Source organism: Streptomyces sp. G7(2002), assembly GCF_028870195.1.
Taxonomy (GTDB): domain Bacteria; phylum Actinomycetota; class Actinomycetes; order Streptomycetales; family Streptomycetaceae; genus Streptomyces; species Streptomyces nigrescens.
Genome location: NZ_CP102609.1, coordinates 7,353,561 through 7,380,069, shown reverse-complemented (window position 1 = coordinate 7,380,069; position 26,509 = coordinate 7,353,561). Strand labels below are relative to the sequence as shown.

22 protein-coding genes and 1 pseudogene are annotated in these 26,509 nt (G+C 70.9%); 7 read left to right on the top strand and 16 right to left on the bottom strand.

Features of this window, described 5'->3' with window-relative positions; genetic code table 11:
- Positions 1 to 40: 40 nt before the first annotated feature.
- Together NUT86_RS31435 and NUT86_RS31430 are read right to left on the bottom strand one after the other, a co-directional pair.
- Complete coding sequence (locus NUT86_RS31435; protein ID WP_274738645.1) at positions 41 to 739, bottom strand: DJ-1/PfpI family protein; 699 nt, start codon at positions 737 to 739, stop codon at positions 41 to 43.
- Positions 740 to 989: 250 nt separating this feature from the next.
- Entirely contained in the window at positions 990 to 1,940 is a 951-nt protein-coding gene (locus NUT86_RS31430) for a GlxA family transcriptional regulator (protein ID WP_148589088.1), read from the bottom strand.
- A gap of 220 nt (positions 1,941 to 2,160) precedes the next feature.
- Between NUT86_RS31430 and NUT86_RS31425 the strand changes: the two genes are divergently transcribed.
- Positions 2,161 to 2,331 (top strand): hypothetical protein, encoded by a 171-nt coding sequence (locus tag NUT86_RS31425; protein ID WP_174876319.1) that lies wholly within the window; start codon positions 2,161 to 2,163, stop codon positions 2,329 to 2,331.
- Positions 2,332 to 2,422: 91 nt separating this feature from the next.
- Here the strand turns inward: NUT86_RS31425 and NUT86_RS31420 are convergent, their stop codons facing one another.
- Positions 2,423 to 2,989, bottom strand: coding sequence for a DinB family protein (locus NUT86_RS31420; protein ID WP_274738643.1), 567 nt, complete (start codon positions 2,987 to 2,989; stop codon positions 2,423 to 2,425).
- Between the two features lie 406 nt (positions 2,990 to 3,395).
- Between NUT86_RS31420 and NUT86_RS31415 the strand changes: the two genes are divergently transcribed.
- The 3 genes from NUT86_RS31415 (at position 3,396) to NUT86_RS31405 (ending at position 6,107) form a co-directional block, all read left to right on the top strand.
- Positions 3,396 to 4,901 (top strand): zinc ribbon domain-containing protein, encoded by a 1,506-nt coding sequence (locus NUT86_RS31415; RefSeq protein ID WP_159485552.1) that lies wholly within the window; start codon positions 3,396 to 3,398, stop codon positions 4,899 to 4,901.
- A 27-nt stretch (positions 4,902 to 4,928) separates the two neighbouring features.
- Complete coding sequence (locus tag NUT86_RS31410; protein ID WP_159485554.1) at positions 4,929 to 5,300, top strand: hypothetical protein; 372 nt, start codon at positions 4,929 to 4,931, stop codon at positions 5,298 to 5,300.
- A 93-nt stretch (positions 5,301 to 5,393) separates the two neighbouring features.
- Entirely contained in the window at positions 5,394 to 6,107 is a 714-nt protein-coding gene (locus NUT86_RS31405; protein WP_229838413.1) for a hypothetical protein, read from the top strand.
- Between the two features lie 39 nt (positions 6,108 to 6,146).
- Here the strand turns inward: NUT86_RS31405 and NUT86_RS31400 are convergent, their stop codons facing one another.
- Together NUT86_RS31400 and NUT86_RS31395 are read right to left on the bottom strand one after the other, a co-directional pair.
- On the bottom strand, positions 6,147 to 6,980 hold the full coding sequence (locus NUT86_RS31400; RefSeq protein WP_159485556.1) for an SDR family oxidoreductase: 834 nt from the start codon (positions 6,978 to 6,980) through the stop codon (positions 6,147 to 6,149).
- Positions 6,981 to 7,131: 151 nt separating this feature from the next.
- A complete protein-coding gene (locus NUT86_RS31395; protein ID WP_037741184.1) occupies positions 7,132 to 7,623 on the bottom strand; it encodes a DUF1453 domain-containing protein in 492 nt (163 codons plus the stop codon).
- Positions 7,624 to 7,679: 56 nt separating this feature from the next.
- Here NUT86_RS31395 and NUT86_RS31390 point away from each other — a divergent pair, with 56 nt between their 5' ends.
- On the top strand, positions 7,680 to 8,297 hold the full coding sequence (locus tag NUT86_RS31390; RefSeq protein WP_229838412.1) for a TetR/AcrR family transcriptional regulator: 618 nt from the start codon (positions 7,680 to 7,682) through the stop codon (positions 8,295 to 8,297).
- 78 nt (positions 8,298 to 8,375) lie between these two features.
- Here the strand turns inward: NUT86_RS31390 and NUT86_RS31385 are convergent, their stop codons facing one another.
- Positions 8,376 to 9,089, bottom strand: coding sequence for an NAD(P)H-dependent oxidoreductase (locus NUT86_RS31385; RefSeq protein WP_274740677.1), 714 nt, complete (start codon positions 9,087 to 9,089; stop codon positions 8,376 to 8,378).
- A gap of 177 nt (positions 9,090 to 9,266) precedes the next feature.
- Here NUT86_RS31385 and NUT86_RS31380 point away from each other — a divergent pair, with 177 nt between their 5' ends.
- Positions 9,267 to 10,265, top strand: coding sequence for a helix-turn-helix domain-containing protein (locus NUT86_RS31380; RefSeq protein ID WP_274738638.1), 999 nt, complete (start codon positions 9,267 to 9,269; stop codon positions 10,263 to 10,265).
- Positions 10,266 to 10,293: 28 nt separating this feature from the next.
- Here the strand turns inward: NUT86_RS31380 and NUT86_RS31375 are convergent, their stop codons facing one another.
- Entirely contained in the window at positions 10,294 to 11,676 is a 1,383-nt protein-coding gene (locus NUT86_RS31375) for an MFS transporter (RefSeq protein WP_274738636.1), read from the bottom strand.
- 56 nt (positions 11,677 to 11,732) lie between these two features.
- On the opposite strand from NUT86_RS31375, the gene NUT86_RS31370 reads away from it, so the two are divergent.
- Positions 11,733 to 12,263 (top strand): CGNR zinc finger domain-containing protein, encoded by a 531-nt coding sequence (locus NUT86_RS31370; RefSeq protein WP_266443580.1) that lies wholly within the window; start codon positions 11,733 to 11,735, stop codon positions 12,261 to 12,263.
- Positions 12,264 to 12,582: 319 nt separating this feature from the next.
- Here the strand turns inward: NUT86_RS31370 and NUT86_RS31365 are convergent, their stop codons facing one another.
- The 9 genes and pseudogenes from NUT86_RS31365 to NUT86_RS31325 all read right to left on the bottom strand — a co-directional run bounded on the left by NUT86_RS31365 (position 12,583) and on the right by NUT86_RS31325 (position 26,424).
- Positions 12,583 to 15,591 (bottom strand): tetratricopeptide repeat protein, encoded by a 3,009-nt coding sequence (locus NUT86_RS31365; protein WP_274738635.1) that lies wholly within the window; start codon positions 15,589 to 15,591, stop codon positions 12,583 to 12,585.
- Positions 15,588 to 17,395, bottom strand: a pseudogene (locus NUT86_RS31360) (HSP90 family protein). Before NUT86_RS31360 ends, NUT86_RS31365 begins: the two are co-directional and overlap by 4 nt.
- Before the next feature lie 470 nt (positions 17,396 to 17,865).
- Complete coding sequence (locus tag NUT86_RS31355; protein WP_274738634.1) at positions 17,866 to 18,957, bottom strand: glycosyltransferase family 2 protein; 1,092 nt, start codon at positions 18,955 to 18,957, stop codon at positions 17,866 to 17,868.
- A 323-nt stretch (positions 18,958 to 19,280) separates the two neighbouring features.
- Entirely contained in the window at positions 19,281 to 20,807 is a 1,527-nt protein-coding gene (locus NUT86_RS31350; protein WP_274738633.1) for an MFS transporter, read from the bottom strand.
- Entirely contained in the window at positions 20,804 to 21,388 is a 585-nt protein-coding gene (locus NUT86_RS31345; protein ID WP_159485570.1) for a TetR/AcrR family transcriptional regulator, read from the bottom strand. Before NUT86_RS31345 ends, NUT86_RS31350 begins: the two co-directional genes overlap by 4 nt.
- Positions 21,389 to 21,562: 174 nt before the next feature.
- Positions 21,563 to 22,762 (bottom strand): S8 family peptidase, encoded by a 1,200-nt coding sequence (locus NUT86_RS31340; protein WP_018088929.1) that lies wholly within the window; start codon positions 22,760 to 22,762, stop codon positions 21,563 to 21,565.
- 430 nt (positions 22,763 to 23,192) lie between these two features.
- Positions 23,193 to 24,518, bottom strand: a complete 1,326-nt coding sequence (locus NUT86_RS31335) for an ABC transporter substrate-binding protein (protein ID WP_274738632.1) — start codon at positions 24,516 to 24,518, stop codon at positions 23,193 to 23,195.
- Positions 24,518 to 25,486 carry a carbohydrate ABC transporter permease gene (locus NUT86_RS31330; protein ID WP_274738630.1) on the bottom strand — a complete coding sequence of 323 codons (969 nt, stop codon included), beginning with the start codon at positions 25,484 to 25,486 and terminating at the stop codon, positions 24,518 to 24,520. Before NUT86_RS31330 ends, NUT86_RS31335 begins: the two co-directional genes overlap by 1 nt.
- Positions 25,483 to 26,424: a carbohydrate ABC transporter permease gene (locus NUT86_RS31325; RefSeq protein ID WP_274738629.1), complete on the bottom strand. Its 942-nt coding sequence runs from the start codon at positions 26,422 to 26,424 to the stop codon at positions 25,483 to 25,485. The genes NUT86_RS31330 and NUT86_RS31325 overlap by 4 nt, the downstream gene beginning before the upstream one ends.
- Between the last annotated feature and the right edge of the window lie 85 nt (positions 26,425 to 26,509).

The following is a 26,509-nucleotide window of genomic DNA, read 5'->3' as shown; positions in this document are numbered from 1 at the left end:
CCGCTCAACTGGCCTGCGGGCGGCGGCAATACGGTGCGGCCTACCCCGCTCGCCAGACGGTGCCCCGGCGTTCGTACTCCAGCACCTCTTCGGCGACGAGGGCGGAGGGCGGTCCGTAGTGGCGCTCGACGAGCCACAGGGCGAGGTCGATACCGGAGGTGACTCCCCCACAGGTGACCAGGTCGCCATCGTCGACCACCCGGCCGGCGACCACCTTCCCGCCCGCTTCCGTCAGCTCCTTCTTGGCGATGTGGTGCGTGGTGCAGGGCCGTCCCCGGGTGAGGCCGGCGGCGGAGAGCAGCATCGTCCCGGTGCACACCCCCGCCAGGGTCAGACCGGGCCGGCGAGCCGCGGCCAGCGCCTTGGGCAGGGTGCCGAGGCGGATCTGCTCGCTCACCCCCGACCCCTTCCCGTAGCCGCCTCCGGGCACGATGATCACGTCGGCCGAGCGCGGCGACCACGGTGCCCGGATCACGATCTCCATACCGGACGACGTAGTCACCGTCCCCGGTCCTCCGGCGGTGACGAACGTCTGCTGGAGCCGGCTCGGCTCGATGATGCCGAAGACCTCCACCGGCCCGGCGAAGTCCTGCTCCTCCACTCCGTCGTAGAGCACCGTGTGCACCCGCAGCGGCCCACGACGTGGCTCGGCGGGTGACGCCGGGGCGGTCGTGACCGCCCCGAGACCGAGGCCGGCCGTGGCGACCACGCCGGAGCGAAGAAGATTCCGTCTGTGCATATCGTGCTCCAGAAAGTGTTCGGCGACGCGATGTGCCGCCAAGTCTGTCCACGCCGAAGGCCGTCGAACAGTGGCATGACTGCCCATGGTCCGTAAGATCCGGCCAGGTGCGGGCGGCGTCGGCGCGGGCGGCCCGCCGCCGCGGGCCTGGGCACTCGGACGACGGTGCCCGTGAAGACCTGACCGAAGCGCAGCTCACCTTGAACCCGTTCCCACTCCGCGTCCGTCACCACTTGCGCATCCTCACAGCTCAGCAGCTCTGGAACGTCGCGCGGTAGGCGGTGGGGGTGGTGCCGACATGCCGGGAGAAGTGGTGCCGGAGCGTTTCGGTCGACCCGAACCCCGCCGCCCGGGCGACCCGCTCCATGCTCAGGTCGGTCGTCTCCAGCAGCTCTCTCGCCCGCTGCAGACGCCGGTGGAGCAGCCACTGCAGCGGAGTGGTCCCCGTCTGCGCGCGAAACCGCCGGGACAGGCTGCGGCTGCTCATCGCGGCCCGGCGGGCGATGTCGGCGACGGTCAGCGGTTTGTCGAGGTTCTCCTGCATCCACTCCAGGACCGGCCCGAGGTGGTCGGTGTTGCTGGGGGGATCGCGGTGCTCGATGAACTGCGCCTGGCCGCCGGCTCGCTGCGGCGCCATAACGATCATGCGGGCGGTACGGGCCGCCGCGGCCGCCCCCAGGTCCCGGCGCACCATGTGCAGGCACAGATCGAGCCCCGCGGCGACGCCCGCGGAGGTCAGGATCTGACCGTTGTCGACGAACAGGACGGAGGGATCCACCTCCACGTCCGGGAAGCGCTGCGCCAGTTGGCCGGCGAACATCCAGTGCGTGGTCGCCCGGCGCCCGTCGAGCAGACCGGCCTTCGCGAGCACGAACGCCCCGGTACAGATCGACGCCACGCGTCCACCCCGGTCGGCCACCTCGCGTATCAGCCGCAGGGCTCGCGGCGACGGCGCCCGGTCCGGGCGGACACCGGGCACGATCACCGTGTCGGCGTCGCGGGCGTCGTCCAGTCCGTACGGCGAGGAGATCCGGAAGGACGGATGCCGGCCGGCGGTCGCGGTGACCGTCCGCCCCGCACACACCCGCACCTCGTAAGCAGGGCTGCCGTCCGGGCCGTGCGCCATGGCGAACACCTGGCAGGGGATGGTCAGATCGAAGGCCGCCACGTCCTCAAGAGCCAGGATGGCAACTGTGTGCATGTGTCCGGAGCTTAGCTCTCAGCCACCTGGAACTCGCTGCCGGTGCCGCCTTCTGCCGGGCCGTCAGCCGTGCGTCATAGCCATGCGCCTTGACCGAGCGGCCCGGCAGAAAAGCGGTTGCCCACGCGGAGTGCGGCACCCAAGCTGCTCCCAGTACCCCCGCGCTGCCGTGCGGGCATACTCGGAACCGGGCCGGGGAGGAAGCGTGGGACGGCGGTACGTGGCCAGAGGAGTACCGGGCGGCTACCGGATCTGGGACAACAGAGGGCGCCGCTGGTGGGGCGACCACTATGAGCTCTGCCCCGACGACCTCCTCAGTGAGCTGAACGGCAAGGCGAACTACGAGAAGATCACCGCACTCCTCAAGCGGTACCGGGCGCAGAAACGCTAGGGCTTGTCCGACAACGCCAGGCCCCAACGCTAGGTCGCTTCCGACTCATCACGGTGCGGCGAACAAGCCCACGGCCACCCCATGGCCCTCGTTACTGGCCCACCCTTCCGTCGACGCACTCGCGCAACAGGTCGGCGTGCCCGCAGTGCCGGGCGTACTCCTCGACCCTGTGCACCAGCAGCTCCCGTATGGCGATCCCTTCCTTCCCCACACGCTCGCCCAGGTCCGGGTGCTCGGCCAGCGCGGCGTCGGTAGCGGCCTGCTCGCGCTCCAGATCGGAGTACGCCGAGTCGACCACGGCCTGCTCGGCGACCGCTCCATGGAAGTCCGCGTCCTTCGCGCCGTACAGCTTCGGCAGCGGGTCACCGGCGGTGATCCAGTTGCGCCAGTCCCGTTCCGTCTCGGCGAGGTGCCGGACCAGGCCGAGCAGCGACATCGTCGACGGTGGCACCGACCGACGGGCCAGTTGCTCCGCGTCCAGACCCTCGCACTTCATCCGCAGGGTCCTGCGGTAGTTCGTCAGGAAGTCCTGCAGCGTCGGAAGCTCGCCGTCCGGACCAGGTCCTTCGCTGCGGGGGTCGTCGTCCGGATCGGCCCACATATCGGGGTAGACGGTTGCCTGGGTCCATCGCGCGGGTTGGTCACTCATGCATGGCATGTTCGTCCGTGACGGCCCGCACTCGCCACTGAATTCCCGCTTCGAGGTGACGTCATTGGGCGTTATGGGAGGGGCGTCAGGGGGGTGTCAGGTGGGCTTCATGGTGGCGTCAGGCCACCGGGGCGGCACTTTGGCCTGAGCGCCCCATCGCGTGCGCTCCCGCTCCGGCGCACCGTCCCCTTCGACCGAGCGGGCGCGCACGCGGCGGCCACCCCCTTCCCGATCTGTAACGGTCCAGCCTCAAAGGGTGACTCCGACATTTACTCAGATTGCTCTTGTGGTGCACTTGTTGGACGTGAGCTCGGCTCATGCGTGGGGGGGAAGAATGACGCATTTGACGACATGCCCCGGATGTGGCCGGGAAGCGGTTCCGGGGGCCGCGTACTGCGGCTCCTGCGGAGCGGCCTTGGAGGCCACCGAGGCGACCGCGACGCTGCCGCAGCAGCCTTCCGGCCCTCCCTCACCTGCGCCGACAGCGCCCGGCCTGGCCGCCAACCGCCGCACCGCCGTGCCGCGTTGGGGTAACGGCCGGGATCTGACCAGGTATCTGTGTGCGGCCGCCTACCTGGACCGCGCCTACGCCGGGTCGCTCATCAAACAGGTCGCCGCCGAACCGCATCTGGGGGTGGCGGCGGCCCCGGCGTGCGACATCCCCGTGGTGCTCCGGCACGCCTATCTGGCCAACGCGCGCCGTCACGGCCGGGATCTCGTGCTCACCGTCCTGCTCCTGCTGGCCTTCGTCTTCACGTTCTGGGTCGCCGACGGGGGGATCACCCTGCTGGCGCTCTTCCTCTCCTGGGTGACGGTGCTCTCCTTCGAGCTCTCGACGAAATACGGTCGGCATCTGCAGAGCCTGCGCCCGGACCGGTTCGACCCGGCGGCCGCGCCCCCGCCGCTCAACGGCGATATCGCGACGCGTCTGCGCCAGATCGGCGAGTACGCCGACGGGAACGTCACCACCTACAGCGGCTATTCACCGTTCATCGGCTACGGGGCCGAGCTCGACTCATGGTCCCTGACCTTCGACGTCACCACATCGAGCCGGCCGGGGGGAGAGCCGCAGGAATTCGATGTGACGGAGCTCTACGCCCATATCGCCGAGCGCGTCAGCACCCTGGCGCTGCCCTGTCTGGAGATCGAGGAGCGGCTCTTCGCCGACGGGGCGACCCTCCTGGGGGACACCCGCTTCCTGCCCGAACCGCTCGGCCGGCCCGTCCCCCGGATCCCCTTCGATCAGCTGGACGCGCTGAAGCGGACGCCCGAGGAAGGCGCCCGCCCTTATCTGGCGGTGCACTCCACCGGCTGGGGCGGCGAGTTGGTCACCTCGCTGTTCCTGCGCTTCGTGCGGTCGGACTCCAACCTCTTCGTGGAAGCCGTCCCGACGGTGTTGTTCCCCCTGCTCGACCGCTACCGGGTCATCGACACCCTGATGCCCCGCCCGCCCCTGGGCGAGCTCGCCAAGCTCGTCTCGGAGACGGCGGTCAGCACCGTTTTCATTCTGCTGGCCTCGCCCGTGCGCGCGATCGCGGGATTCGCCCCCGACTACGGGATGTCCCGGCGGTTGCGCCGCCAGAGAAAGCTGATCACCAGGCTGCGCAGCTTCGACTACGGGGCGCGGCAGAGCGTCCGCCGGCAGGCCGCGGCCACCCGCCACCAACGGCATTTCCAGAAGGCCGACAGCGGCATGGTCCTGAAGACGGTCGAGAAGCGGGTTCTGGACGCACTCGTCGAATTCGCCGAGGCGCGTGGCATCGACGTGGGCGAGCTGATCCAGCGTCAGCAGACGATCATCAACAACGGCATCATCGCGTCCCACGGAGCGCGGGTGGACTCAAGCTCGGTCGCCTCCGGCGACAGGTCCCGGACCGCGATGAACATCATCAACAAGATCCCGCTGCTCAAGCTGGACTGACGAACCCAGAAGGAATGAGGAATCCGCATGCGCAGGAACGACGGGATCATCGCCACCGGCGGCTCGAATGTCGTCGGCAACGCCGTGGCCAGTGGCAGGAACGCCAAGGCGGAGGTCCGGGACAGCGGGCTGACCCAGTACGGCGACGGGCAGCAGCCGTCGCCCCAGGACCTCGACGCCCTGCTCTCCCGGCTGATCGACGAGCTCGGCCAGTCCGACCACCCCGAACGCGACGATCTGATCGAGGCCGCCGAGGATGCGCGCGAGGAGGCCTCCTCGGAGACACCGCGCAAGGGCAAGCTGAAGGTGTTCGCCAGGGCGCTCGTGGGCGCGGTACCGGGGTTCACCGCTCTGACCACCCTGGCGGTGGCGATCGAGCAGGCGATCCACGGGCTGTAGCCGGGGCCGGCGCGAAGGCCGGGTCCATGAACGCGAAGGCCGGGTCCATGAACACGAGGCCGGCTCCATGAACACGAGGGACATCGGGGGGAGATGACCATGCCGTCCTGCCTGCACTGCGGCGCGCTCCAAGAGGATGCCGCGGCGACATCCTGTCCGAGCTGCGGCATGCCGCGCGGGGGCGGGGTGTCCGCCGCCGCCGACCGGCCCGCCGGGACCGCCGGGCACGGCTACGTCCGTGTGGGGCCCACCATCCTCCCGCTGTGGCTGCTCTGGCTGATGGCCGGTCTGATCGTGGTGGGCGGGGTGACCGCCGTGGTTCTCGCCTCGTCCACCGGCTCCTCGGACGACGGGGCGGTCGACGTCATCTCGTCGGCCACCCCGACCCCGACCCCGGACCCGGCCATCGGCTCCATGCCGCCCACCGACATCGGCTCCATTGCGCCGACCTACCCCGAGACCATGCCGCCGACCGACCTGGAGACCCCCAGCCCGTCGGACCTCTCACCGTCCCCCGACAACGCGAGCGCCATCGTGGAGGAGTACTACCGGGACATCAACGCCGGGGACTTCTCAGGGGCCTGGGACCTCGGCGGCAAGAACATCGGCGGCAGCTCGTACTCGAAGTGGGTCTCGGGCTTCGACACCACGGCGCACATCGAGCTCAGCGCGGTGAACGACGGCAGCCCCGGGCAGGTCGGCGCCGTCCTGCGGGCGACCCAGACCGACGGCTCGGTGCGGGTGTACCAAGGGACCTACACGGTCTCCGACGGCGCGATCGTCAGCGCCGACATCACCCAGCGGTGACCGTCCGCCGGCTCACCCCTCCCCCGCGGGGCGGGGCGCTCAGCGGAAGGCGGCGGCGTGCTCCGTGGCCCATTGCCGGAAGGGGGTGGCGGGGCGGCCGGTGAGCTGCGGGACGGTATCGCGCACCTTCAGCAGTTCCTCGTTGAGGTCCCCGCCCATGAGGTCGAGCACCGCGTTCGCGGTCTCGTCCCCCATGAAGGAAGCCATCTGCCGGTGGGCCTGCTCCCGGCTGATCCCGACCAAGGACAGCTCTTGTCCCAGAGCCGCAGCCAGGGCCGCCACCTGCTGCCGTGCCGTGACGCGCTCCGGTCCGGTCAGCGGGTACGTCCGCCCTCGGTGGCCCGGCTCGACGAGCGCCGCTCGGGCCACTGCCGCGATGTCCGCGGGATGGATTGTCGGAAGCCCCAGATCCGCGTACGGCACATGGACCGTCCCGTGCTCGCGGATCGATGTCGCCCACCACAAGGTGTTGGAAGCGAACTGTGTCGGCCGCAGGATCGTCCAGGCCATACCGGAGTCCTTCAGCAACCGCTCGACGGCCGCATTCACCCCGGCGGCGGGCAGGTGCGGATGGGTCTGCACCGTGATCGACGACACGAGGACCACATGCTCCACACCTGCTTGCCGGGCAGCCTCAAGAACCTCACTCTCTGCCCCCATGCCCTGCACCAGGAACAGTGAACGCACGCCATTGAGCGCCGAGTTGAGGGATCCCGCCCGTCCGAGATCCCCCTCAACGGCTTCGACTCCTTCAGGGAAGGTGACCCGTGCGGCGTCCCGGGTAAGACCTCGCACCGGCCCTGCACCGCATGCGCGCAGCTCCTCCAGCAGAGCGCGTCCAATATTTCCGGTGGCTCCTGTCACGAGGATCACGGGTGCCTTCTCCTGCCGTCAGAGGGTGGTCAGCTGGAGAGCACGCTAGAACCTCAACTTTGCTTGAGGTCAAGAGGGTTCGCGGGCGATGCCGACCGGCCGCCGGGCGGGCGATACCGACCGGCCCTCCGGCTCCGCTCATGGCCTGCCGTCAGCGAGCACGCGCCGGGGCGAAGGGGATCCCCGACGTCATGGCGCGACGGCCGACCATCAGGGACTCGCCGAGGAAGCTCACGCCGATGGAGAGCTGGAGGGGACGTGCGTGCTCGTGCATGCCCATCTTCACCGCCAGGACACTGAAGCCGGCCGTGAGCGCCAGGGTGCCGATCACGGCGAGGAAGGTGCGGCCGGTGTACCGCTGCCACAGGACGCCTCCCTTGTCGACGAGTTGAACGGTGGCGCCGCGGAGTGCGCCGAGGGCCGCACCGAAGACGGCACCCGTGATGACCCAGGTGAGGTCGGTGCCGGTCAGATCCGTCCTCTTGACGAGGGACAGGATGCCGATCCCGGTCAGGATCGCCGGGGCCACGAAGAGGTCCCTTGCGTTGACCGGTTCGCCGATCATCCGCTTGATCACGACCGCGATCACGACCACCGCGATGATCGCGGCGAGCAGCCAGGGGTTCACGCAGATACCACCCATCTTGATAGCACGATTGAGCTAAAAAAATGTTAGCCCGGTCGTGCTATAAAGGCAATGTGCCGAAGATCGTTGATCCCGTGGTCCGCCGCAGGGCGGTGGCGCAGGCCGTCCTGTCCGTCGCCGCCCGGCAGGGGCTGGAGCATGCGTCGCTGCGCAACGTCGCCGAGGAAGCCGGACTCGCCATCGGCTCGGTCCGCCACTACTTCGCCGATCACGACGAGTTGATGACCTTCACCATGCGGGAGCTGAGCCGGCGCATCGGCGACCGCGTCCGCCCCCATGCCGAGCGACTGCTGGCCCCCGACGGCCACACCGACCGCCGGGCCGAGACAGAGGAGCTCCTGGCCGAGCTCCTCCCCCTGGACGAGCCCCGCCGCCAGGAGGCGGCACTCTGGCTCGCGTTCACCGCCGCCGCACACACCCGCCCCGAACTGCGGCCCTGCGCCGCCGAGATGCAGGCCGACCTGCACAGCCTGATGTCGCGCGTACTGCACGAGGCTCAGTCCGCCGGCGGGCTGCCGGACGGCATGGACGTCGAACTGGAAAGCACGCGACTGGCCGCCCTCCTCGACGGACTCACACTCCAGGCAACCCTGCTGCCGGACCGCTATCCGCCGAAGCTGCTCCGACAGGTACTGCGACGGCACCTGGAAGCCCTCAGAGCCGGCAGCTGACCTGATGCCGGCGCCCTCGGCCGGACGCGAGCCTCCCCGCCATGACGGCAGGGCCACATGGAGCGGCTGCCCCGCCGCTCAGGCCTGTGGGTGGACGTGGAGGTCCAGTCCGGCAGTTCCCGGTGACTCCGCGCCCGGCAGCAGTCGCATATCGCGGCCGTAGTCGCCGCCGACGAGCGACCGGAACGGGACCGGCTCGTCCGTGAAGAGGCCGTCGAGCCGTTGTCCGTACGCCTGCTTCGCCGCCGTGAAACGGTCCTGCGGCAGCTCGTTCGCGTCGTACACCGCGAACGGTTCGAGCGGCGCCATGCCGGTGAACCAGAACAGGCCGTGCTGCACCGGGTGGAGGACGTCCGCCAGCCGGCCGTGAATGCCGCGGTCGGAGAACGCCGACCCCCGGGCGCCCATCGTTGCCGACAGCAGCGCACGCCGTCCCGCCAGGGCGCCTTCGCTGTAGGGCGGCGGCACCTCCGGGCCGTAGCCGAACCCGCTGGTGAACACCCGGTCGATCCAGCCCTTCAGGATCGCGGGCACCGAGAACCACCACATCGGGAACTGCAGGATCACCGCGTCCGACCAGCGCACCTTCTCCTGCTCCGCCGCGATGTCGGGCGCCAGCCGGCCCGCCAGCGTGGACCGCTCGGAGGCGGCCATCACGCCCAGTTGCCGGTCCGCCGGGTGGTCGGGGAAGTCGTCGGCGTCCACCGCCGCCTTCCACTTCATCGCGTAGAGGTCGGATACCCGCACCTCGTGCCCTGCCGCCCGCAAGTGCTCGACCGCAAAGGTGGTCAGCGCGGCGTTGAGCGAACGGGGTTCCGGGTGGGCGCTGACGACGAGGATCCTTCCGCTGCCGCGGTGTGGCTTCGTTCATGTCCCCACGTTCTCCCGGGCGCGAGCGGGTAACCAGCACCCTGTTCGACCGGCGGAACGGCGGTCCTGGTACTGCGAGGGCCACGCATACTTGAGCTCATGGACGGCGTGGACCACATCGAGCGCATGGACGGCGTAGACGACCGGATCGAGGGCGGGGGCGAGGGCGGTGGTGCCATCGAGAGCGCCGAACGCGCCGGCGGGGTCGACGGGGTCGGTGATGCCCGGCGGGCGCTCGGGGGCTTTCTGCGTGCCCGCCGGGGGCGCGTCGCGCCGGAGCACGTCGGGCTCGCCGGGGGCCGTCGCCGACGGGTGCGCGGGCTGCGCCGTGAGGAGCTGGCCCAGCTCGCCGGGATCAGCGTCGACTACTACGTACGCCTCGAACAGGGGCGGGCCACCCAGCCGTCCACCGAGGTGCTCGACGCGCTCGCCGGGGCGCTCGGTCTCGACGCGGCAGAGCGCCGGCATCTCGCCACCCTGGCCGGTGCCAGGCGTGACCCCGCGCCCAGGGCCCGGGTCAGCCCCCTGCTGCAGCGGCTCCTGGACTCCATGGCGCCTTTCCCGGCCTTCGCGACGAACCACCGCCTCGACGTGGTGGCCTGGAACGGTCTGGGTGCCGAGCTGATCGGCGGGGTGGCCGACCCGGGCCGCCGCGACCGCAACAACGCCAGATACCTCTTCCTCGACCCCGCCTCCCGGACCGTCCACCCCGACTGGGAGGACCGGGCAGGCGAGGCCGTGGGCCAGCTGCGGGTCTCCGCGGGGCGTTACCCCGACGACGCGGAACTGACCGCTCTGGTCGGCGAACTGTCCGCGCGCAGCGCCGAGTTCCGGCGGATCTGGGCGACCGGCGAGGTGGTGATGTGCGCGGCGGGGCGCAAGCGGCTGCGGCACCCGGAGGCCGGGCTGCTCACCCTGGACTACGAGACGCTGCACGTCCCGGCCGCGCCCGGTGAGACGGGTCTGGTGGTGCATGTGTTCAGCGCCGAGGAGGACAGCGAGGCGGCCGTCGCCCTCGGCCGGCTGGCGATGACCGTGATGGGGTCAGCCCAGCGGTCGGCCGGGGCGGATTCCGCCGAGGGTGGCGGCCCACGCTGACCACCCGAGGGCCGCTCGTCGCGGGGCTCTACGCCGGCTGTGTGGCAGGGCGTGGCGGTTTGAGAAGCCGGAGGGCCAGGATTCCGCTGCCCAGTCCGATGGCGGCGGCGACGGCGAACACGGCGGTGAGGCCATGGGCGTAGGCCGCGTGGAGGCCGGTCCCGCCGGACGTCGTGGAGAACCGGTGGAAGACGGAGCCGAGTACGGCGATGCCCAGGGCCAGGCCGAGTTGACGGGCGCAGTTGGCTGCGGCGGAGGCGACTCCGCTCTGTGACGGGGGTGCTGCGGACATGGCGGCGGACGGCAGGACGGGCGAGACGATGCCCGCGCCGACCCCGGTGACCACCAGGCCGGGGATCAGCGCGGTCCAGGACGAGCCGGCGCCGATCGCCAGCATGAGTACGTTTCCCGCTCCGACGGCGAGCGCGCCGCCGCCGAGGGTCCGGTGCGCGGGCAGCCGGTGCAGCATGCTGCCGGCCACGGCCGAGGTGGCGAAGAAGGCCACCGGCTGCACGGTGATGACCAGGGCGGTGGACAGCGCGCTGAGCCCCGCGCCGTCCTGCAGCCAGAGGGAGATCACCGGCAGCGCCCCGAATCCGGCGAGGTAGTAGCCCATGGCCGCGACCAGGGTGCCGTTGAACTCCCGCTTGCGGAAAAGGGCCGGGGCGATCATCGGGTTGCTGCCGGTGCGTTCGGCGAGGAGGAACAACGCGAGCATCGCCGCCCCGACGGCGAAGCCGAGCACGGCCGGGCCGGAGGTCCACCCCTGCTCACCCCCGTTGATGATGCCGAAGGTGATGCCGAGGGCCGCCGGCGTGAACGTGACGATGCCCAGGTAGTCGATGCGGGTCGGGGTTCTGGCGTCGTCGGTCAGCACCGCTGCGGAGAGCGCCAGGGTGGCCAGGCAGACCGGCACTCCGACGTGGAAGATCCACTGCCAGGACAGAAACTGCGTCAGGATTCCCCCGGCGACATTGCCGATGCCGGCGGCGGCACCGGCGACCGCACCCCATACGGCGAAGGCCACGCCTCTGTCGCGGCCGGTGTACGTCAGTCCGATGAGCGGCAGCAGCGTCGAGAACATCGCGGCACCGGCCAGTCCCTGTACCGCGCGTGCCGCGATCAGCGTCATGACGTCGGGTGCAAGACCGCAGGCGAGGGTGGCGAGGGCGAAGACGGTGAGGCCGGTCAAGTAGAGGCGTTTGCGGCCCAGGTTGTCGCCGAGTGATCCCATGCCGAGCAGCAGGCCGGCCAGCGCGAGGGTGTAGACATCGATGATCCATTGCAGGGAGCTGAAGCTTGCGTGCAGGTCGTCGGCCACGCCGGGCAGCGCCACCGTCACGATCGTCGAGTAGACGAGCAGCATGAACGTTCCCGAGCAAGTGGCAACCAGCGGCAGCCATTTGTGCATCAGTGCTTCCTTCCGGGGGCGGGGTGACTCCGGAAACAGCCTGCTGTAATAGGCTTGTGCAACAGAACCCTTACGGAGAAGATCCCGTACGGCTCATCGTCGATCTGGCGGCCGTACCGCCCCGCTCCCCCGAGGAATTCGCCGACCGCTGTGTGAAGGCGGGCATGGCGATCGACCGGCCGGTGGGTGAAGCCGATCTGGCGGAACTCCTGGCGTTCATCCCGCGCTGGCTGGCGGTGGTCGATGCCGAAACGCCCCGGCAGAGAGCGGCCGAGCTGAACGAACTGCTGACGATGTCATCGAGCCATCCCCGGCTCACCGACCATGCCGACGGCGGCTGGCACATCCACTACCGCGACGACGATCTGGGACTGGCAAGTGTGGTGCGGGCCGTGGTCAGTGTCGGTACCGCGCTGCACCTCACCGGACGCGGTATGGACCGGCTCAGCCGCTGCGCCCTGGCCGAATGCGGTCGCGCGTACGGCGACTTCACCAGGGCCGGCCGGCAGCGCTACTGCTCCCATGCCTGCGCGAATCGCGATGCCGTGCGCCGCTTCCGCGCACGGCGCGCGGAACGCAGCGGGTGAGAGCGGCGGGGGTGCGCGCACCCGTAGGGGCGGAAGCCGGCACCCCGCCGGACGCACCGGACGGGGCGCCGCGGTATCCGGCGCGGAGGGAAGGATGGAGAGCCCCTCCGCGCCGGATTCCTGCGTCACGTGATATCTGCGTCACGTGATACCTGTGCCACGTCGAAGGCCGGCCGGGCCCCGGCACCGGGTTGCAACCGGGTTGCGGGGGGCCGGTCAGAGTCCGCGGTGCGCTGTGGGAGTGGCGCGGTAGGAATCGCGCGCACTCCCCCGCCCTCCCCCGCACCTCGTTTCCCGCAGGCACGCGTACGGATCCGGCCTACCCGATGTAGTCGAGCAGGGCCCGTGCCTCGGCCCGGCGCCGCTCCGCGGTGGCGTCGGGGTCGCTGCCGTCCTCGTCGCCGTAGTCGTCCAGGACGGCACGGGCGCGGGTGTCGGCGGCGGAGTTCCGGCCGAGGTCGGCCTCCAGCCAGGCGGCCATCAACTGGGCGCCGGTGCGGTCGTGGCGACCGGTCTCGCCGAGCGGGGCCAGGACAGTGATCGCCTTCTCCGCGTAGCCGAGGGCTTCCTCGTAGGCGTGCCGCGCCGTGCCGTCGTCGTCCTCGTCGCCGGGCTCGGACGCGCAGCCGCGGACCAGCAGTTCGCCGGTCTGGCGGTAGGTGCCGGCGAGTGCGGTCCGCAGCATGGCGTGGCTGTCGTCGTCCGCCGGTTCGGCGACGGCCTCGGTGAGCAACTGCTCGGCGGTGGCCATCAGATCGCGGGCGGCCGGGAGGCCGCGCCCGGCGTCGCGCAGCGCGAGCCAGGCTTGGGCCCGCACGGCGCGGGCCGCATTGTGCGGCCGGCCGAGGCCGCGCCAGAGTTCCTCGGCGCGGGCGTAGGCAGCGGCGGCCTGTTCGTTGAGCCCGGCGCCGTTGAGGGCGTCGCCGGCGAGGTGGGCGAGGACGGCGTGGTCGCGCTGTCCGTCCCAGCCCTTGGCGATGTCGGCCGCGAGCAGGAACTGTTCACTGGCCTGCCGGTGGTCGCCGAGCGCGTCCAGGCATTCGCCGAGCCACCAGCGGGCTTGCACGACCTGTCCTTCTTGGTGGTGCTCCTGGAGGTCCGGCAGCGCACTCTCCAGGACGGATGCCGCCTCGTCGAAGCGCCGGAGGCGGAGCAGGGCGCCACCGAGCACCAGCCGCGCCCAGGCGGCGAGCGCTTCGCTTCCGGCCGCCTCGTCGGCCCAGTGCGTGGCTTCGAGGGCGTGGCCGGCCACCTCGTTGTCGTCCTGACCGGAGGCGGCCAGGGCCTCGGCGAGGATGAGGTGGAGGTGGGCGCGGCCGAGGGGTTCGAGCAGCTCGGCGCCGTGGTCGAGGGCGGCGCGGGCGGCCTTCTCGGCCTGTTCCGGACGGCCCAGCGCGAGGGAGAGTTCGGCGAGCCGGGCCTCGGCCTCCGCGGCGAACCAGGGGGCGGCGGCCTCGTGGTACAGCTCCACCGCCCGGGCGAACAGCTCCGCGGCCTGCGGGGCGTCGCCGCGCCCGGCGAGCAGACCGCCCAGCAGACAGGAGGTGTCGGCGATGCGGGAGCGCATCCGCCGGTCCTCGGTGCGGTGCTCCTCGGCGAGACGGAGCACCGCACGGAGTTCCTCGGCGAGGGCTTCCGCGGCCGCGTCGGGGTCCGGCGCCGACGGGAGCGTGCCCCGCCGGACGCGGGCGGCAGCCAGGAGCGCCCCGGTCAGCTGCCGGGCGGTGGCCCGCCCGTCGGCGTGCAGTGCTCTCAACTGTCCGCAGAGCGCGTCGAGTTCGGCGAGCCCCTCCTCCGTACGGCCGGAGACCGCCGTGGTGTAGGCGGCCCGGGCCCGGCCGGCGGCGCCCTCGCCAAGGTCACCCGCGGCCTCGAACTGCTCGGCGGCCCGGCGGAACAGCGAGACGGCCGTGTCCGGGTCGTCGAGCGCGTCGACGGCGGCGTGGTAGGTCACCTCGGCGCTGGCGGACGCGTCCAGTCCGGTGCCGGTCCGTTCGGCGGTTTCGGCCACCGCCCGCCATGCGGCGCGTGCGTCCGGGTGCTGGGCCAGGGTGAGGCGCCGGGCCTCGGCCAGCAGTGCGGCGAGGTCCTCGGAGCCGGCCTCGGCCGCCACCGGAGCGGATTCCGGAGCGGATTCCGGCGTGGACTCCGGCGCGGACTCCGGCGCAGGCTTCGGCCGGGCGACGGACCCCGGGGCGAGCCGGGCGCCGCGGACACCGAGGGGGAGCCGGTCGGTGAACGGGGTGCCGGCCATCCGCGCGGCCACCCGTGTGCCGACCCGGTCGGTGGCGTTGCGCTCGTCAAAACGGCGGGCCAGGCCGTCGGCGGCTTCCCGCGTACGGGCCAGGAGCTGTTCCGCGGTGACGGTGATGCCGCCCGGCAAGGGCACCGGGCGGTCGGCGTGGCCGAGTTCCACCAGACGGCGCAGCAGCAAGGCCGCCGCGCTCAGTATCTCCAGCCGGGAGAGCGGTTCCCCGTCGTTGTCGAGATACGCCGCATGCTCGGCGAGGATCTCCAGGCCACGGGCCTCGTTGCCGGTCAGTGCGCAGAATTCGATGTGGCGGGCGAGGGCCGGTACGAGGCTGCCGTTGCCGCGGGCCAGGCGATAGCCCCGCAGATGGTTGCGGCGGGCCTCGTCGAACCGCCCGAGACGCAGCAGCGGCACCAGGGACAGGGCGAGGATGAGGTGCGGCTGCTCCGCACAGGACTGTTCCCCGTTCAGTACGGGTGCCCAGGTGGCGAGGGCGCGCTCGTCGTCCGCGTGGTCCGCGTGCCATTCGCCCTGCTCGTTGAGTTCGCAGGCCAGGCAGTCGCTCATCCGGTCCCGGTCGGCGCCGGTCCACTCCTCCAGCAGCCGGGCGGCCAGGGCGTCGTCTCCGAGGTGCTGGGCGAGGTAGAACTCGGCCGAGCGGACCGGCCGCAGGGAATACCCGGCGATGCGGTAGTGGCGCTCCATGTCCGGGAGCCAGCGGCGGATGGCGTCCAGCGGGATGTCGGGGTTGCCGGTGAGGCTGTAAATGATCCATTTGAATCGCCAGTGGAGCCGGTGGAGTGCCGGGCCGCTGAAATCCCCGGGGTTCTCGTCCCACATGCGCAGCAGCCGGGAGAACGGCACCAGCGTCTTGCCGCTCTCCGAGCTGAACTGGTAGGCGCTGATCAGATCCAGCAGTGCGTCGAGGAGCAGTTGCCGGTCGCCGGCCGTCTCGGCGAGGGCGACGAGTTCCTCGGCACGGTGGGTGCGGGCCGGCCCCTTGGGCTCGGCGTCGTTCTCCCACAGGGCCTGGCGGATCGACTCGACGGTGTGCGGCGTGCCGTTCTCGTACGTCATCGGCTTTCCTCCTGGCCGTCCGAGTGCGTGGCCCAGCGCAGCAGGTCCAGGAACGCACGGTTGAGCAGCGCCGAGTCGGCGGGCCGCAGCGGGCGCGGGGCCATCAGCAGGGCCTGGCCGTACAGCGCCTCGGCGGCGGTCCCGACGAGTTCCGGATCATCGATCCGGGCGATCCGGCGGACCAGCGGGTTGTGGTGGTTGAGGACGAGCCGGGCACGCGGTGCGCTGCCGCGCAGGCTGCCGAGGATGCCTGCCCACAACTCGTCCGCCTGCGATTCTTCCTCGGCGCGGGCCCGTTCCTGGCGGGCCGAGCGGTCGTCCAGGTGGAGGGCGGGGACGGACACCGGGTGGAAGGTGCGCAGCACCACGTCGCAGCCGAGCGGGTCGAGCTTGCTCCGGGCGGCGCCGAGGAATCCGGACAGGGCCAGTTCCTCAGCGGGGTCGACCGGGTCGAGGTGGGCGGTGACGGTGTCGGCGTCGAGTTCGGCGATATCGGTGCCGGGCCGTACCGACGGCAGCAGTTCGACGAGCTCGGCGTCGTAGGTGTAGCCGCCGTTGACGACGCCGATGCCCTGGGCGGCGGCGATCGCGGCGACCTGCCGGTACTCCTCGACGGTCCGCGTGAAGTGCACGACGGGGTGCCTGCGGGCGAACTCCTCCAAGGACAGCTGCCCGTCGGTGGTTTCGAACGGCAGCCAGGGCAGCATGGTGGTCAGCACGTCCCGGTCGTGCCTGGCCAGCGACTTCACGCCTAGGTGGTGCACGGACAGGAACTGTGCGAGCCGCTCGGGCTCTCCGGCGGCGAGTGCGGTGAACCAGTCCTTGATGCGCGCACCGAGGGCGTCACGGACCGCGGCGAGGGTCTCGTCGGCGTACAGGCTCTCGCGGGAGGCGGTGGGGCGCAGGCTGTCGGTGTCGATGACACAGCGGACGAAGAACGCCCAGTCGGGCAGCAGTTCATCGGCCCGCTCGGTCAGCAGCATGCCCTTGAGGTGGACCCGGTGCCCGGCGCGCTGGGCGGGGCTGACGGCGGACGGCAGGACGTAGGCGACACCGCGTACGCCCGCGACCGGCACATCGAGGTCGATGGAGTCGAGCGGGGTGAAACCGAAGAGCTCATGACAGTGGCGGGCGAGGGCGACACGGCGTGCGGCGGGGTTCGGGTAGCCGCGCTCCCAGACGGCCGGGCGATCGGTGACCGGCTCCTCCCCCACCCGTACGTCATAGGGCAGAAGCGTCCCGAAGTCCTTGGCCAGGCTCAGTACCGGTCCTCGGCGAGCCATTCGGCGGCGCCGGGCCGGGCCGTGAGGTGCACGGTGGTGCCGGGCTCGGGGTGCGCGTCTCCGGGCAGCGTACGCACGGTGTACGAGCCGTCGTCGCGGGCCGTCCACTCGACGGGCGGGGCGGTGAGGTCTCGCGCGGAGCGGCTGACGACGCGAATTTCCTCCGCGACGACGAAACACGCCAGCAGACCGATGCCGAACTGACCGAGAAAGTCGGCACGGGCCGACTCCAGGCCGTCGCGCTTGGAGCTGCGGCCGATGGTGGCCAGCAGACTGTGCACATCGGCCTCGGTCAGCCCGATCCCGGTGTCCTTCACGCGCAGCCCCCCGGCGTCCGCGTGCAGCCGCACCCGGGCAGGGCTGTCGGGCTGCTCGGCACGGCGTGCGGTGACGGCGTCCACGGCGTTCTGCAGCAGTTCGCGCAGATAGACCCGGGGGCTGGAGTAGAGGTGGTGGGAGAGCAGATCCACCAGGCCCCGGAGATCGACCTGGAAGGTGTGCGGTATGTGATCAGCAGTCATTTAGGGGTGCGTCGACGGACATTCACTGCCCTGCCGCGCGGATAGTGCGGCCGTGGCCGCCAGTGGTCAGGGCTGGCCATCATAGGAGCCGCGCCGACGACCCGACCATGGAATTCCGCCCCGCCGGGCGCCCGGGTCACACCGCCCGACGGGACGCCTCGACCTCGCGCCGCCCGACGGCCTGTTGGCACGTTCGATACCTCTCTTTGCACAAGGGTAAGGAGCAACGCTCGGGCGGGGTCAGGCGACGCCCGGCGGTGACCGCAGCCGGTCGGATTCGGCCCGGCCGGCCGCCCCGGCCGGAAGACCCGCCCCGAGCACGATAGGCGCGGCTTTCCCTGCCCCGCCCGTGACGCGTTCGTGGGCGGCGGGATATGGCCCCTCGGGACCGCCGGGGTCCTTGTCGCCCCGGCGGCACCCTCGGGTCATCTGCCTTGATTTCAGCGGCCGGCAGGACGCCTACCCGCGCCTCACCCCGTCCCGGCGAGAGCTGTCCGCGTCGGCCGGTGGTCGGCCCTTCCCTTCTCGTAGACGGTGAGGCCTCGTGCCAGGTGGAGGGGTACCAGCAGCAGTTCGACGATGAGGGCCTTCCAGGCGTAGACGAGGTTGACGGCCTTGGTTGCGTAGACGCAGGGGATGTTCAACAGCACTGTGGGCAGGGAGAGTTTGCGGCGGCGGGCGGCGTAGAGGAGTGGTGGGATCGTCAGGAGCAGTTCGGCGCCGGCCCACCAGGCGAAGGCGAGTGCGGGTGGCTGGTCGGTTGTTGCGACGAGCAGGAACGGTGTCGCCCACCACAAGGGCGCGGTGAGGATCTCCAGGAGGGCGAGCAGCACCCAGACCGCCAGCAAGGGTTTGTGGCGGATCAGCCGCCCGAGGTGGAGCCGGACGTTCTGGCAGAAGCCGGCCATCCAGCGCCAGACCTGTTTGCGGAGGTAGGTGAGGTCCTCGGGGTCGGCGGCCAGCGCGACCGCGTCGGAGACGTAGACCGCGCGTCTGCCAGCGATCTGCTGGGACCACGTGTAATCCATGTCTTCGACGATGGTCCGCTCGGGGAAGCCACCGAAGGCCATCAGGTCGTCGCGCCGGAAGACGGAGCAGCAACCCGAGCAGACCATGGGGCTGTTGGCGCGGGCCTGGATGGGGCGGTGCCAGTGGAATCCGAAGAGATATTCGGTGGAGCGCCCGCGTTCCCAGAGTGTGCGGGTGTGGCGGGTGCGGACCGTGCCTGCCGCGACGGAGACGCCGGGGTCGTCGAAGACGGGCAGGACGGTCTCGATGTAGTCCGGCGCGAGGACGGTGTCCGCGTCGACGGCCAGGACGAGGTCGGTGGTGCACTGCGGAAGGGCGTAGTTCTGTGCCTTGGCCTTGCTGCCGAGATTGTGCGGTGGCCGCAGCACGGTCACGCCGTGTGAGGCCGCCACTTCACCCGTGCGGTCCGTGGAAGCGTCGTCGACTACCAGGACCTGGTCAGGCCGGACCGTTTGACAGGCGAGGGACTCCAGTGTGGCCGGCAGTCCCTCCTCCTCGTTGTGTGCGGGCACGATGACGGTGATGGTGTGCAAGTCGGTCTCCCCCTGTCTTGCGGATGGCGCTGACTACGACCGTGAGCAGTCCGATCACGCCGTAGACGATGGTGCTGATGCCGATGAACGGCAGTCCTCCGTGCATGTCACCGACGGTAGGGGAGGTGGCGCCCGGCGTGTTTCCGGAGGGCCCCTCCTGTGGATAACTCGTACAACGAGGCGGGACAGAGCCTGAGTTGGAGATGTCGAGTACCGGCCTTCGCCGCGCGGCGCGTGGCGGCGGAAGGGGGCGCAGTTGAGGCGCCCCGCTGGTGCGGGCCCCTCGGTCCGGGGCGTTGCTTGTCGGCGGGCCGGTCGGCTCGTCAGTCCCCGGACGTCACGGCCTTTGTCGCTGCGGCCGGGTCGCGATCGCGCCCGGTGATTGCCGGCGACTGCGGAGAGTCGCCACCGGCCGTGCGGCGGGGGAGTTTGGCCGCGGCCAGGGCGCCGGTCGCGGCGACGACGGCGAGGGTCAGGAGGGTGGGGCCCATCGCGGAGAGGAAGGCTTCGCCGGTCCAGTGCGGCCCGCCGGTTGGACGGTTTCCGGCAGCGGTGGGGGCCGTGAGGGTCACCAGCATGGTCGCCGTGGCGACGCCCAGTGCCGGGCCGATGTTCATCGCGGTCTGCTGGAGGCCGCCGGCCACTCCGGCGTGGTCCGCGGACACTTGGCGCACGATGACTGCCGTCGCCGTGACCATCACCGTGCCGAAGCCGGCGCCCAGCAGCAGGAATCCCCCGCTGATGGCCGGCGCCGTCGAGGTCCGGTCGAGTTGGGACAGCGCGAGGATGCCGAGGGTGAGCAGGGTCATCGCCGCCACGGTCGTCCGGCGGGGGCCGTACCGGCGCTGCAGTACGGCCGAGGCCGGGGCGCTCAGCACCATCATCACGGCGAGCGGCAGCACCCGCAGACCGCACTGCAGCGGGTCCATCGCGAGGACGTCCTGCAGGAAGTAGGTGCTGACGAACAGTGCGCCGAACAGGGCCGCCGACGCGGAGAGCAGGACCGCGAGGGCCGAGGCGACGGTCGTCGAGCGGAGCACGGAGAGGGGTACCAGCGGACTCGCGGTGCGGCGTTCGTGCCGGATGAAGGCGCCGCAGGCGAGCGCCGCCGCGGCCCCGCCCAGTGTGGTGGCCGTCGTCCAACCGGTCTCCGGGAGGGTGACGAGGGTGTGTACGAGACACACGAGGGCGAGCGCGAGGAGGCAGGCGCCCGGCAGGTCAAGTCGAGGGGCGGGGGCGCGGGTGCCCCCGGCAGTGGTGGTGGCTCCGGCCGTCTCCCGGTCGGCGGGGGTGGGTACGCGAACGGCCAGCGCCAGTAGGCCGATCAGGCCCGCGGGTACCACGTTGAGGAAGAAGACGGCCCGCCAGCCCCAGTGGGCGACCAGCGCGCCGCCGAGGACCGGGCCGGCGGCGGCCGCCAGCCCGATGGCGCTGGTGCGCAGGGCGAGGGGCATACCGAGCCGGTCGCTCGGATAGGTGGCGCGCAGCATTCCCAGGGTGGCCGGCTGCAGCAGCGCGCCGAAAACTCCCTGAGCCACCCGCAGTCCGATCACCCAGCCGACGCCGGGTGCCAGGCCGATCCCTGCCGAGGCGGCGCCGAAGCCCAGGATCCCGAGGGCGAAGATCTGTTGGTGGCCGTACCGGTCACCGAGCCGGCCGGCGAACACCAGCAGGCTCGCCACGGCGATGAGATAGCCGGTGCTGGTCCACTGGACCTGCCCGAAGGAGGCGTGCAGATCCCGCTGGAGGGCGGGCTGCGCCACGGTCAGTACGGTGCCGTCCAGGGCGACGATCACGACCCCGGTGATACTGCCGGTGAGGACGAGGCGCTGACGGCGTCGGGCAGTCATCGGCCCTCCCGCCCGAGGTGTGCGTCCAGCGCGGCCCGGAGCAGCGGCTCGACTTCGTCGGCCCCTGTGGCGAGCTGCAGGCTGCCCCACCTCCACAGCTGGGCGATGCCGTGCAGATTGCTCCACAGGGCGCCCGCGACGACCCTGGCCGGCACATCGGACTGCGGCTGTACCCGGGCGACAAGATCGACGAGTACCTGGAAGAGCGGCAGGCTGGTGTCCCGCAGGCCGAGATGGCCGCTCTCCAGCAGGTCATGCCGGAACATCAGCTCGAACATGCCGCGGTGGGTCAGCGCGAAGTCGAGATAGCCACGGCCCAGGGCCATGAGCTGGGCGCGGGGGTCCGACGGGTGGGCGTCGATGTCCGCCGCGGCCTTCTCCGCCAGATCGGCGAACCCCTGGCGGGCGATGGCGGACAGCAGGGACAGATGGGTCGGGAAGTGGCGCCGCGGCGCCCCGTGGGAGACCCCGGCACGGCGGGCGATCTCCCGCAACGACAGTGCCTGCACTCCCTCTTCGGTCAACAGGTCGATGCCGACCTGGACCAAACGGGCACGCAGGCCCGCCTCTTGATCAGTCATGGACACTGTCTACCGTATGGAGTAGACAGTGTCTACGCGGGTTCCGTCCCGCGGGCCACTGAGGGGCGAGGGAAGCCTTCGGCCGGGAGTCCCGGAGCGCACAACAGCGCCGGCCGCCGCGCCCCGTGGGGGCGAGCGCGACGGCCGGCGGGTGGAGCTGAGGGAGTCAGGTGATTACTCGACGACCTTCAGCAGCTTGTTGGGCGTACCCTCGCTCGGGTTCGTGATCTTGTCCGGGGTGGCACCGTCGGTCAGGGCCTTCGCCACGTCGGCCGGCTTGGCGTCCTTGTGACCGGCCAGGTAGACCGCGGCGGCACCGACGACGTGCGGGGTCGCCATGGACGTACCCGAGATGGTCTTGGTGGCGCCGTCGTTCCAGTCCGAGGTGATGTCGGAGCCGGGGGCGTAGAGGTCCACGACCTTGCCGAAGTTGGAGAAGTCGGACTGCTCGTCATCCTTGGTGCTGGAGGCCACGGTGATGGCTTCCTTCACCCGCGACGGCGAGCCCTGGCCCGCGTCGGAGGACTCGTTGCCCGCCGCGACGGCGAAGGTGACACCGGCGTCGATGGCCTTCTTCACGGCCGCGTCGAGAGCCTCGTCCGCGCCGCCGCCGAGCGACATGTTGGCGACCGAGGGGCCCTTGTGGTTCTTGGTGACCCAGTCGATGCCCGCGACGACCTGCTCGGTGGTGCCGGAGCCCTCACCGTCCAGGACCTTGACGCCCACGATCTTGGCCTTCTTGGCGACACCGTGCTCGGTACCGCCGATGGTGCCCGCGACGTGCGTGCCGTGGCCATTGTCGTCCTCGGCCTTGTCGCTGCCGTCGATGGCGTTGAAGCCGTACGACGCCCGGCCACCGAAGTCCTTGTGCTTGATGTGGACACCGGTGTCGATGACGTAGGTGGTGACACCCTCACCCGCGGTGTCGGGGTAGTTGAACTTCTTGTCGCCCTTGGTGTCTTCCTGGTCGATGCGGTCCAGGCCCCACGACGGCGGGTTGGCCTGGGCTTCGCTGATGTGGAACTTCTTGTTCTGGACGACCTTGTCGACGGCCGGGTCGGCGGCGAGCTGCTTGGCCTCATCGGCGCTCAGACCGGTCGCCGAGAAGCCGTCGATGGCGGAGGAGTAGTTCCGCTTGACCTTGCCGCCGTACTTGGAGGCCAGGTCACCGCTCTCCATGGTGCGGATCGACTTCTTCATCATGACGATGTAGCTGCCGTTCACGGCGCCCTTGGCCTCGGCTCCGTAGATCTTGCCTTCGGCGGCCGGGGACGCGCCCGCGGTGACCGCGGTGACGGCGGCGATACCAGTGGCGGCGACCGCGGCGGTTATTGCCGTGATGAGCCGCTTCTTGCTGGAACGCTTGTGAGCCATTGCGAGGGTTCTCCTCGTTCGTGGTGTGGGGGGAAAGCGTTGCGCAATAGCCCGAACAGACAGGAAGATCTGCGTCGGACTGGTTCGAAACCCTGTCTGATTGATGAGTTCAATTCAAGGCCAGTCGGGGCGTGTGAGATAAGCAACAAGGGCTCTGAAATGGGAAATGTTTCAGAAGTGGTCAAAGCGACCCCGGAGTTGAACCGGAGGGACTCAACTCCGTTTACGTGCCCGCAATAGAGAGTGACGCGGCAGTGAACCGAACGCCGGGCGACAGGTATACCGGTGACGGTTCGTGTTCGGTGGCGGACGTGTGCGTACCGTCCATCACGGCTTCGGGCAGGGGCAGTTGGGGTGTACCGGCCCCCCAACAGCGCTGCTGCTCGGCCATCGCCGGCCTTCTGTGATGACCCGTACGGCTGCGCGCGCTTCAGCGCTGATAGCGGGCCAACACCAGATTGCCGTCCTCGACGAGCCGCTTCCGCAGGGTGTCCAGGCCGATGGCGCCGCTGTAGTACTCCTGAAGACCTGGGGTGGCTATCTTGTCCTTCCATTCCGGATATCCGCGGACGGACTGGGCCGGGGCGGAATGCAGCGAGCCCGCCAGGGCGGTGCCCGTCGCCCAGTCGTATTCGGCGGCCCGCAGCGCCGGATCCTTGAGCGCCTCCTGACCCGTCGGCAGCAGCCAGTCGCCCAGGGCGAGCCGGACCATGTTCGGCGGACTGAGGAGGAAGTCGATGAAGGCCATCGCCTCCTCCTTGTGCGGACAGTCCTCGGCGATCGACAGGGTCTGCGGGCTCACCCCCTGGTCCAGGGCGGTGCCCTTGGGGGCGGGCAGCACCGTCCAGTCGAAGCCCTTGGGCGCCTGCTGGGCGATCTGCTGACGGTAGGAGAAGCCGAGCGGCACCATCGCATAGCGCCCGGCGAAGAAGCCCGGGAGGGTGTCGGAGCCGCCCATGCCCAGGGTCGTACGGGAGGCGCTGCGGTCGACGTTGACCTGGTCGTGGATGGTGCGCGGCACCTGCTGGTCGACGGCGTCGAAGCGCACCTCCACCTTGCCGTCGCGGCGGCGGTGGAAGATCCGGCCGCCCGTGGACAGGGCGAGGTTGAGGGTGGCGGAGACGGGCTCCTTCAGTGGCCAGGCGACGCCGTAGGTGGTGCCGCGGGTCAGCCGCTGTGCCGCCTCCTCGAACTCCTGCCAGGTCCAGGGGTGTTCGGGGGTGGGGATGCGGACGCCGGACCGGTCCAGCTTCGCGCGGTTGGCGATCAGTACCCGTGGTTCCTGGAGGAACGGGACGCCGTGGATCCGGCCGGCGAAGGTGCCGGTCTCCCAGCTGCGCTGCGGGATGTCGCGCTTGAGGCGCGGCGGCAGGAGGGCGGTGAGGTCGGCGAGGTCCCCGCCGTAGGCGAAGTCCGCGAGGTCGTCGGAGGCGTCATGGATGATGTCCGGCGCCTCGCCGCCCTCGAAGGAGGTCAGCAGCTGGTCGTGGACGGTGGTCCAGGAACCCTGGACGTACTGCACCCGGACGTCGGGGTGTTGTCGGTTCCACTCGGCGACCAGCTGTTTGTTGGCCTTGAGCGAGTCCTGCTGCCAGGCCAGCGACTGGAAGCGCAGGGTGATCCGGCCGCCCGCCGTCCGCCGCCGGCCGTCGGAACAGCCCGGCAGCAGGGCCGCGGCCGGCAGTGCGGCGGCCGTCGTGAGCAGGCCCCGCCGGGTGAAACGGGGCGGGCGCCCGGGCGCGCGGTCGTGGCGCATCAGTTCTTCACCGCCCCGGCGAGCATCCCGCCCGTGATCCGCCGCTGGATGGCGGCGAAGAGCAGCAGGCTCGGGAGGGTGGCGAGGAGCGCGGCGGCGGCGAGCGGGCCGAGGTCGGCGACGCCCTCCGCCCCGAGGAAGTGGGTCAGCACGACCGGCAGCGTCTGTTTCTCGGGGGACTTGAGCAGGACCAGGGCGAAGAAGAACTCGTTCCAGGCGGTGATGAAGGCGAACAGCGCGGTGGCGACGAGGCCGGGCGCGAGCAGCGGGGCGGTGACCGAGACGAGCGTACGGAGCCGGCCGGCGCCGTCCACCGCCGCCGCTTCCTCCAACTCCCTTGGTATGGCGCGGACATAGCCGGTCAGCATCCACAGGGCGAACGGCAGCGACCACACCACATAGACCATGATCAAACCGATCCTGGAGTCCACCAGATGGAGGCCCTTCAGGATCAGGAACAGCGGGATGATCACCAGCACCAGCGGGAAGGCCTGGCTGATCACGACCCAGCCGGTGGCCGCCCGGGAGAGACGGTTGCGGAAGCGGGCCAGGACATACGCCATCGGGGTCGCCAGCAGGATCGCGAGCAGCGCGGAGACCGCCGCGGCCAGCAGGCTGTTGCCCGCCGCCGCAAGCAGCGGCTGCTGCGCGAAGGCCTGCCGGAAGTTCTCCAGGGTGGGCGCCTCGGGGATCCAGGTGGGGTGCATGCTGCTGAGTTCCCGCGGCGGCTTGAAGGCGGTGGAGAGCAGCCAGAGGAAGGGGAAGGCGAGGAAGGCGAGATAGCCGAGGAGTGCGGCGTACTGGCCGGCGCGGGTGGCGGTGCGTCGCGGGGTGGCGCGGCGTCGTGAGGTGGAGGTGCGTCGCGCGGTGGAGGTGCGTCGTGGGGTGCCGCGCGGGACGGGGGCGCTTCCCGCACCGCGCGGGGCGCTGCTGCGCTCGCTGCCGCCGGTGCTCTCCGTGGCCGTCACCGGTCGTCGTCCCCCTTCAGCCGGCCGGCCAGATAGACGGCCAGCAGGACCGAGATCACCGCAACCATCGCCAGGCCCATCGTGGCGGCGTATCCGAACTGCCCGTAGCGGAAGGCCTCTTCGTAGGCGAACAGCATCGGCAGTCGGGTCCGGCCGCCGGGGCCGCCGTCGGTCAGCACGAAGACCAGGGCGAAGGAGTTGAAGTTCCAAATAAAGTTGAGCGCGGTGACGGCGAGGGCGATGGGTTTGAGGGCGGGCCAGGTGACGGTGCGGAAGCGGCGCCAGGCGCCCGCGCCGTCCATGGACGCGGCCTCGTGCAGTTCGCGGGGCACGTTCTGCAGACCGGCCAGCAGGGTGACGGTGGTCTGGGGCATCCCTGCCCAGACGCCGACGACGATGACCGCGGGCAAGGCGGTGGCCAGTCCGCTCAGCCAGTCCCGGCCGTCGCCGGCTCCGGACAGGCCCAGGCCGCGCAGGGTCTCGTTCAGGATGCCGGCGTCCGGGTGGTAGACCAGCCGCCACATGATGCCGACGACGACCTCGGGCATCGCCCACGGGATGATCGCGAGCGCCCGGGCCAGCCAGCGCAGCCGCAGATCGAGATGGAGCAGCAGGGCGAGCCCGAGGGCGAGGAGGAACTGCGGGACGGTGACGCCGAAGGCCCATATCAGGCCGATCCGAAACGAGTCCCAGAACAGCGAGTCCTGGAACAGGTCGGAGAAGTTCAGCAGCCCCACGAAACGGGTGGCCTGGGTCCGGCCCGACTGGGCGTCGGTGAACGCCAGCCCGATGCCGTACAGCAGCGGCCCCACGCTCAGCACCAGGATCGGGAGCAGCGCGGGCAGCACGAGGAACCAGGCGCCCAGGTCGCGCCGGGGCCGGGCGGCGCCGTCCGCGGCCGGTGCGGTGGACCGCCGGGGAGCGGTCGTCAGGGTCATCGGAGGGGCTCCGCACGACGCGGTCCGGGCGGTCTGCCCCCGTATGCCCCCGCCGTTGGCACCGCTGCCATCGCTCCCCCTCTCC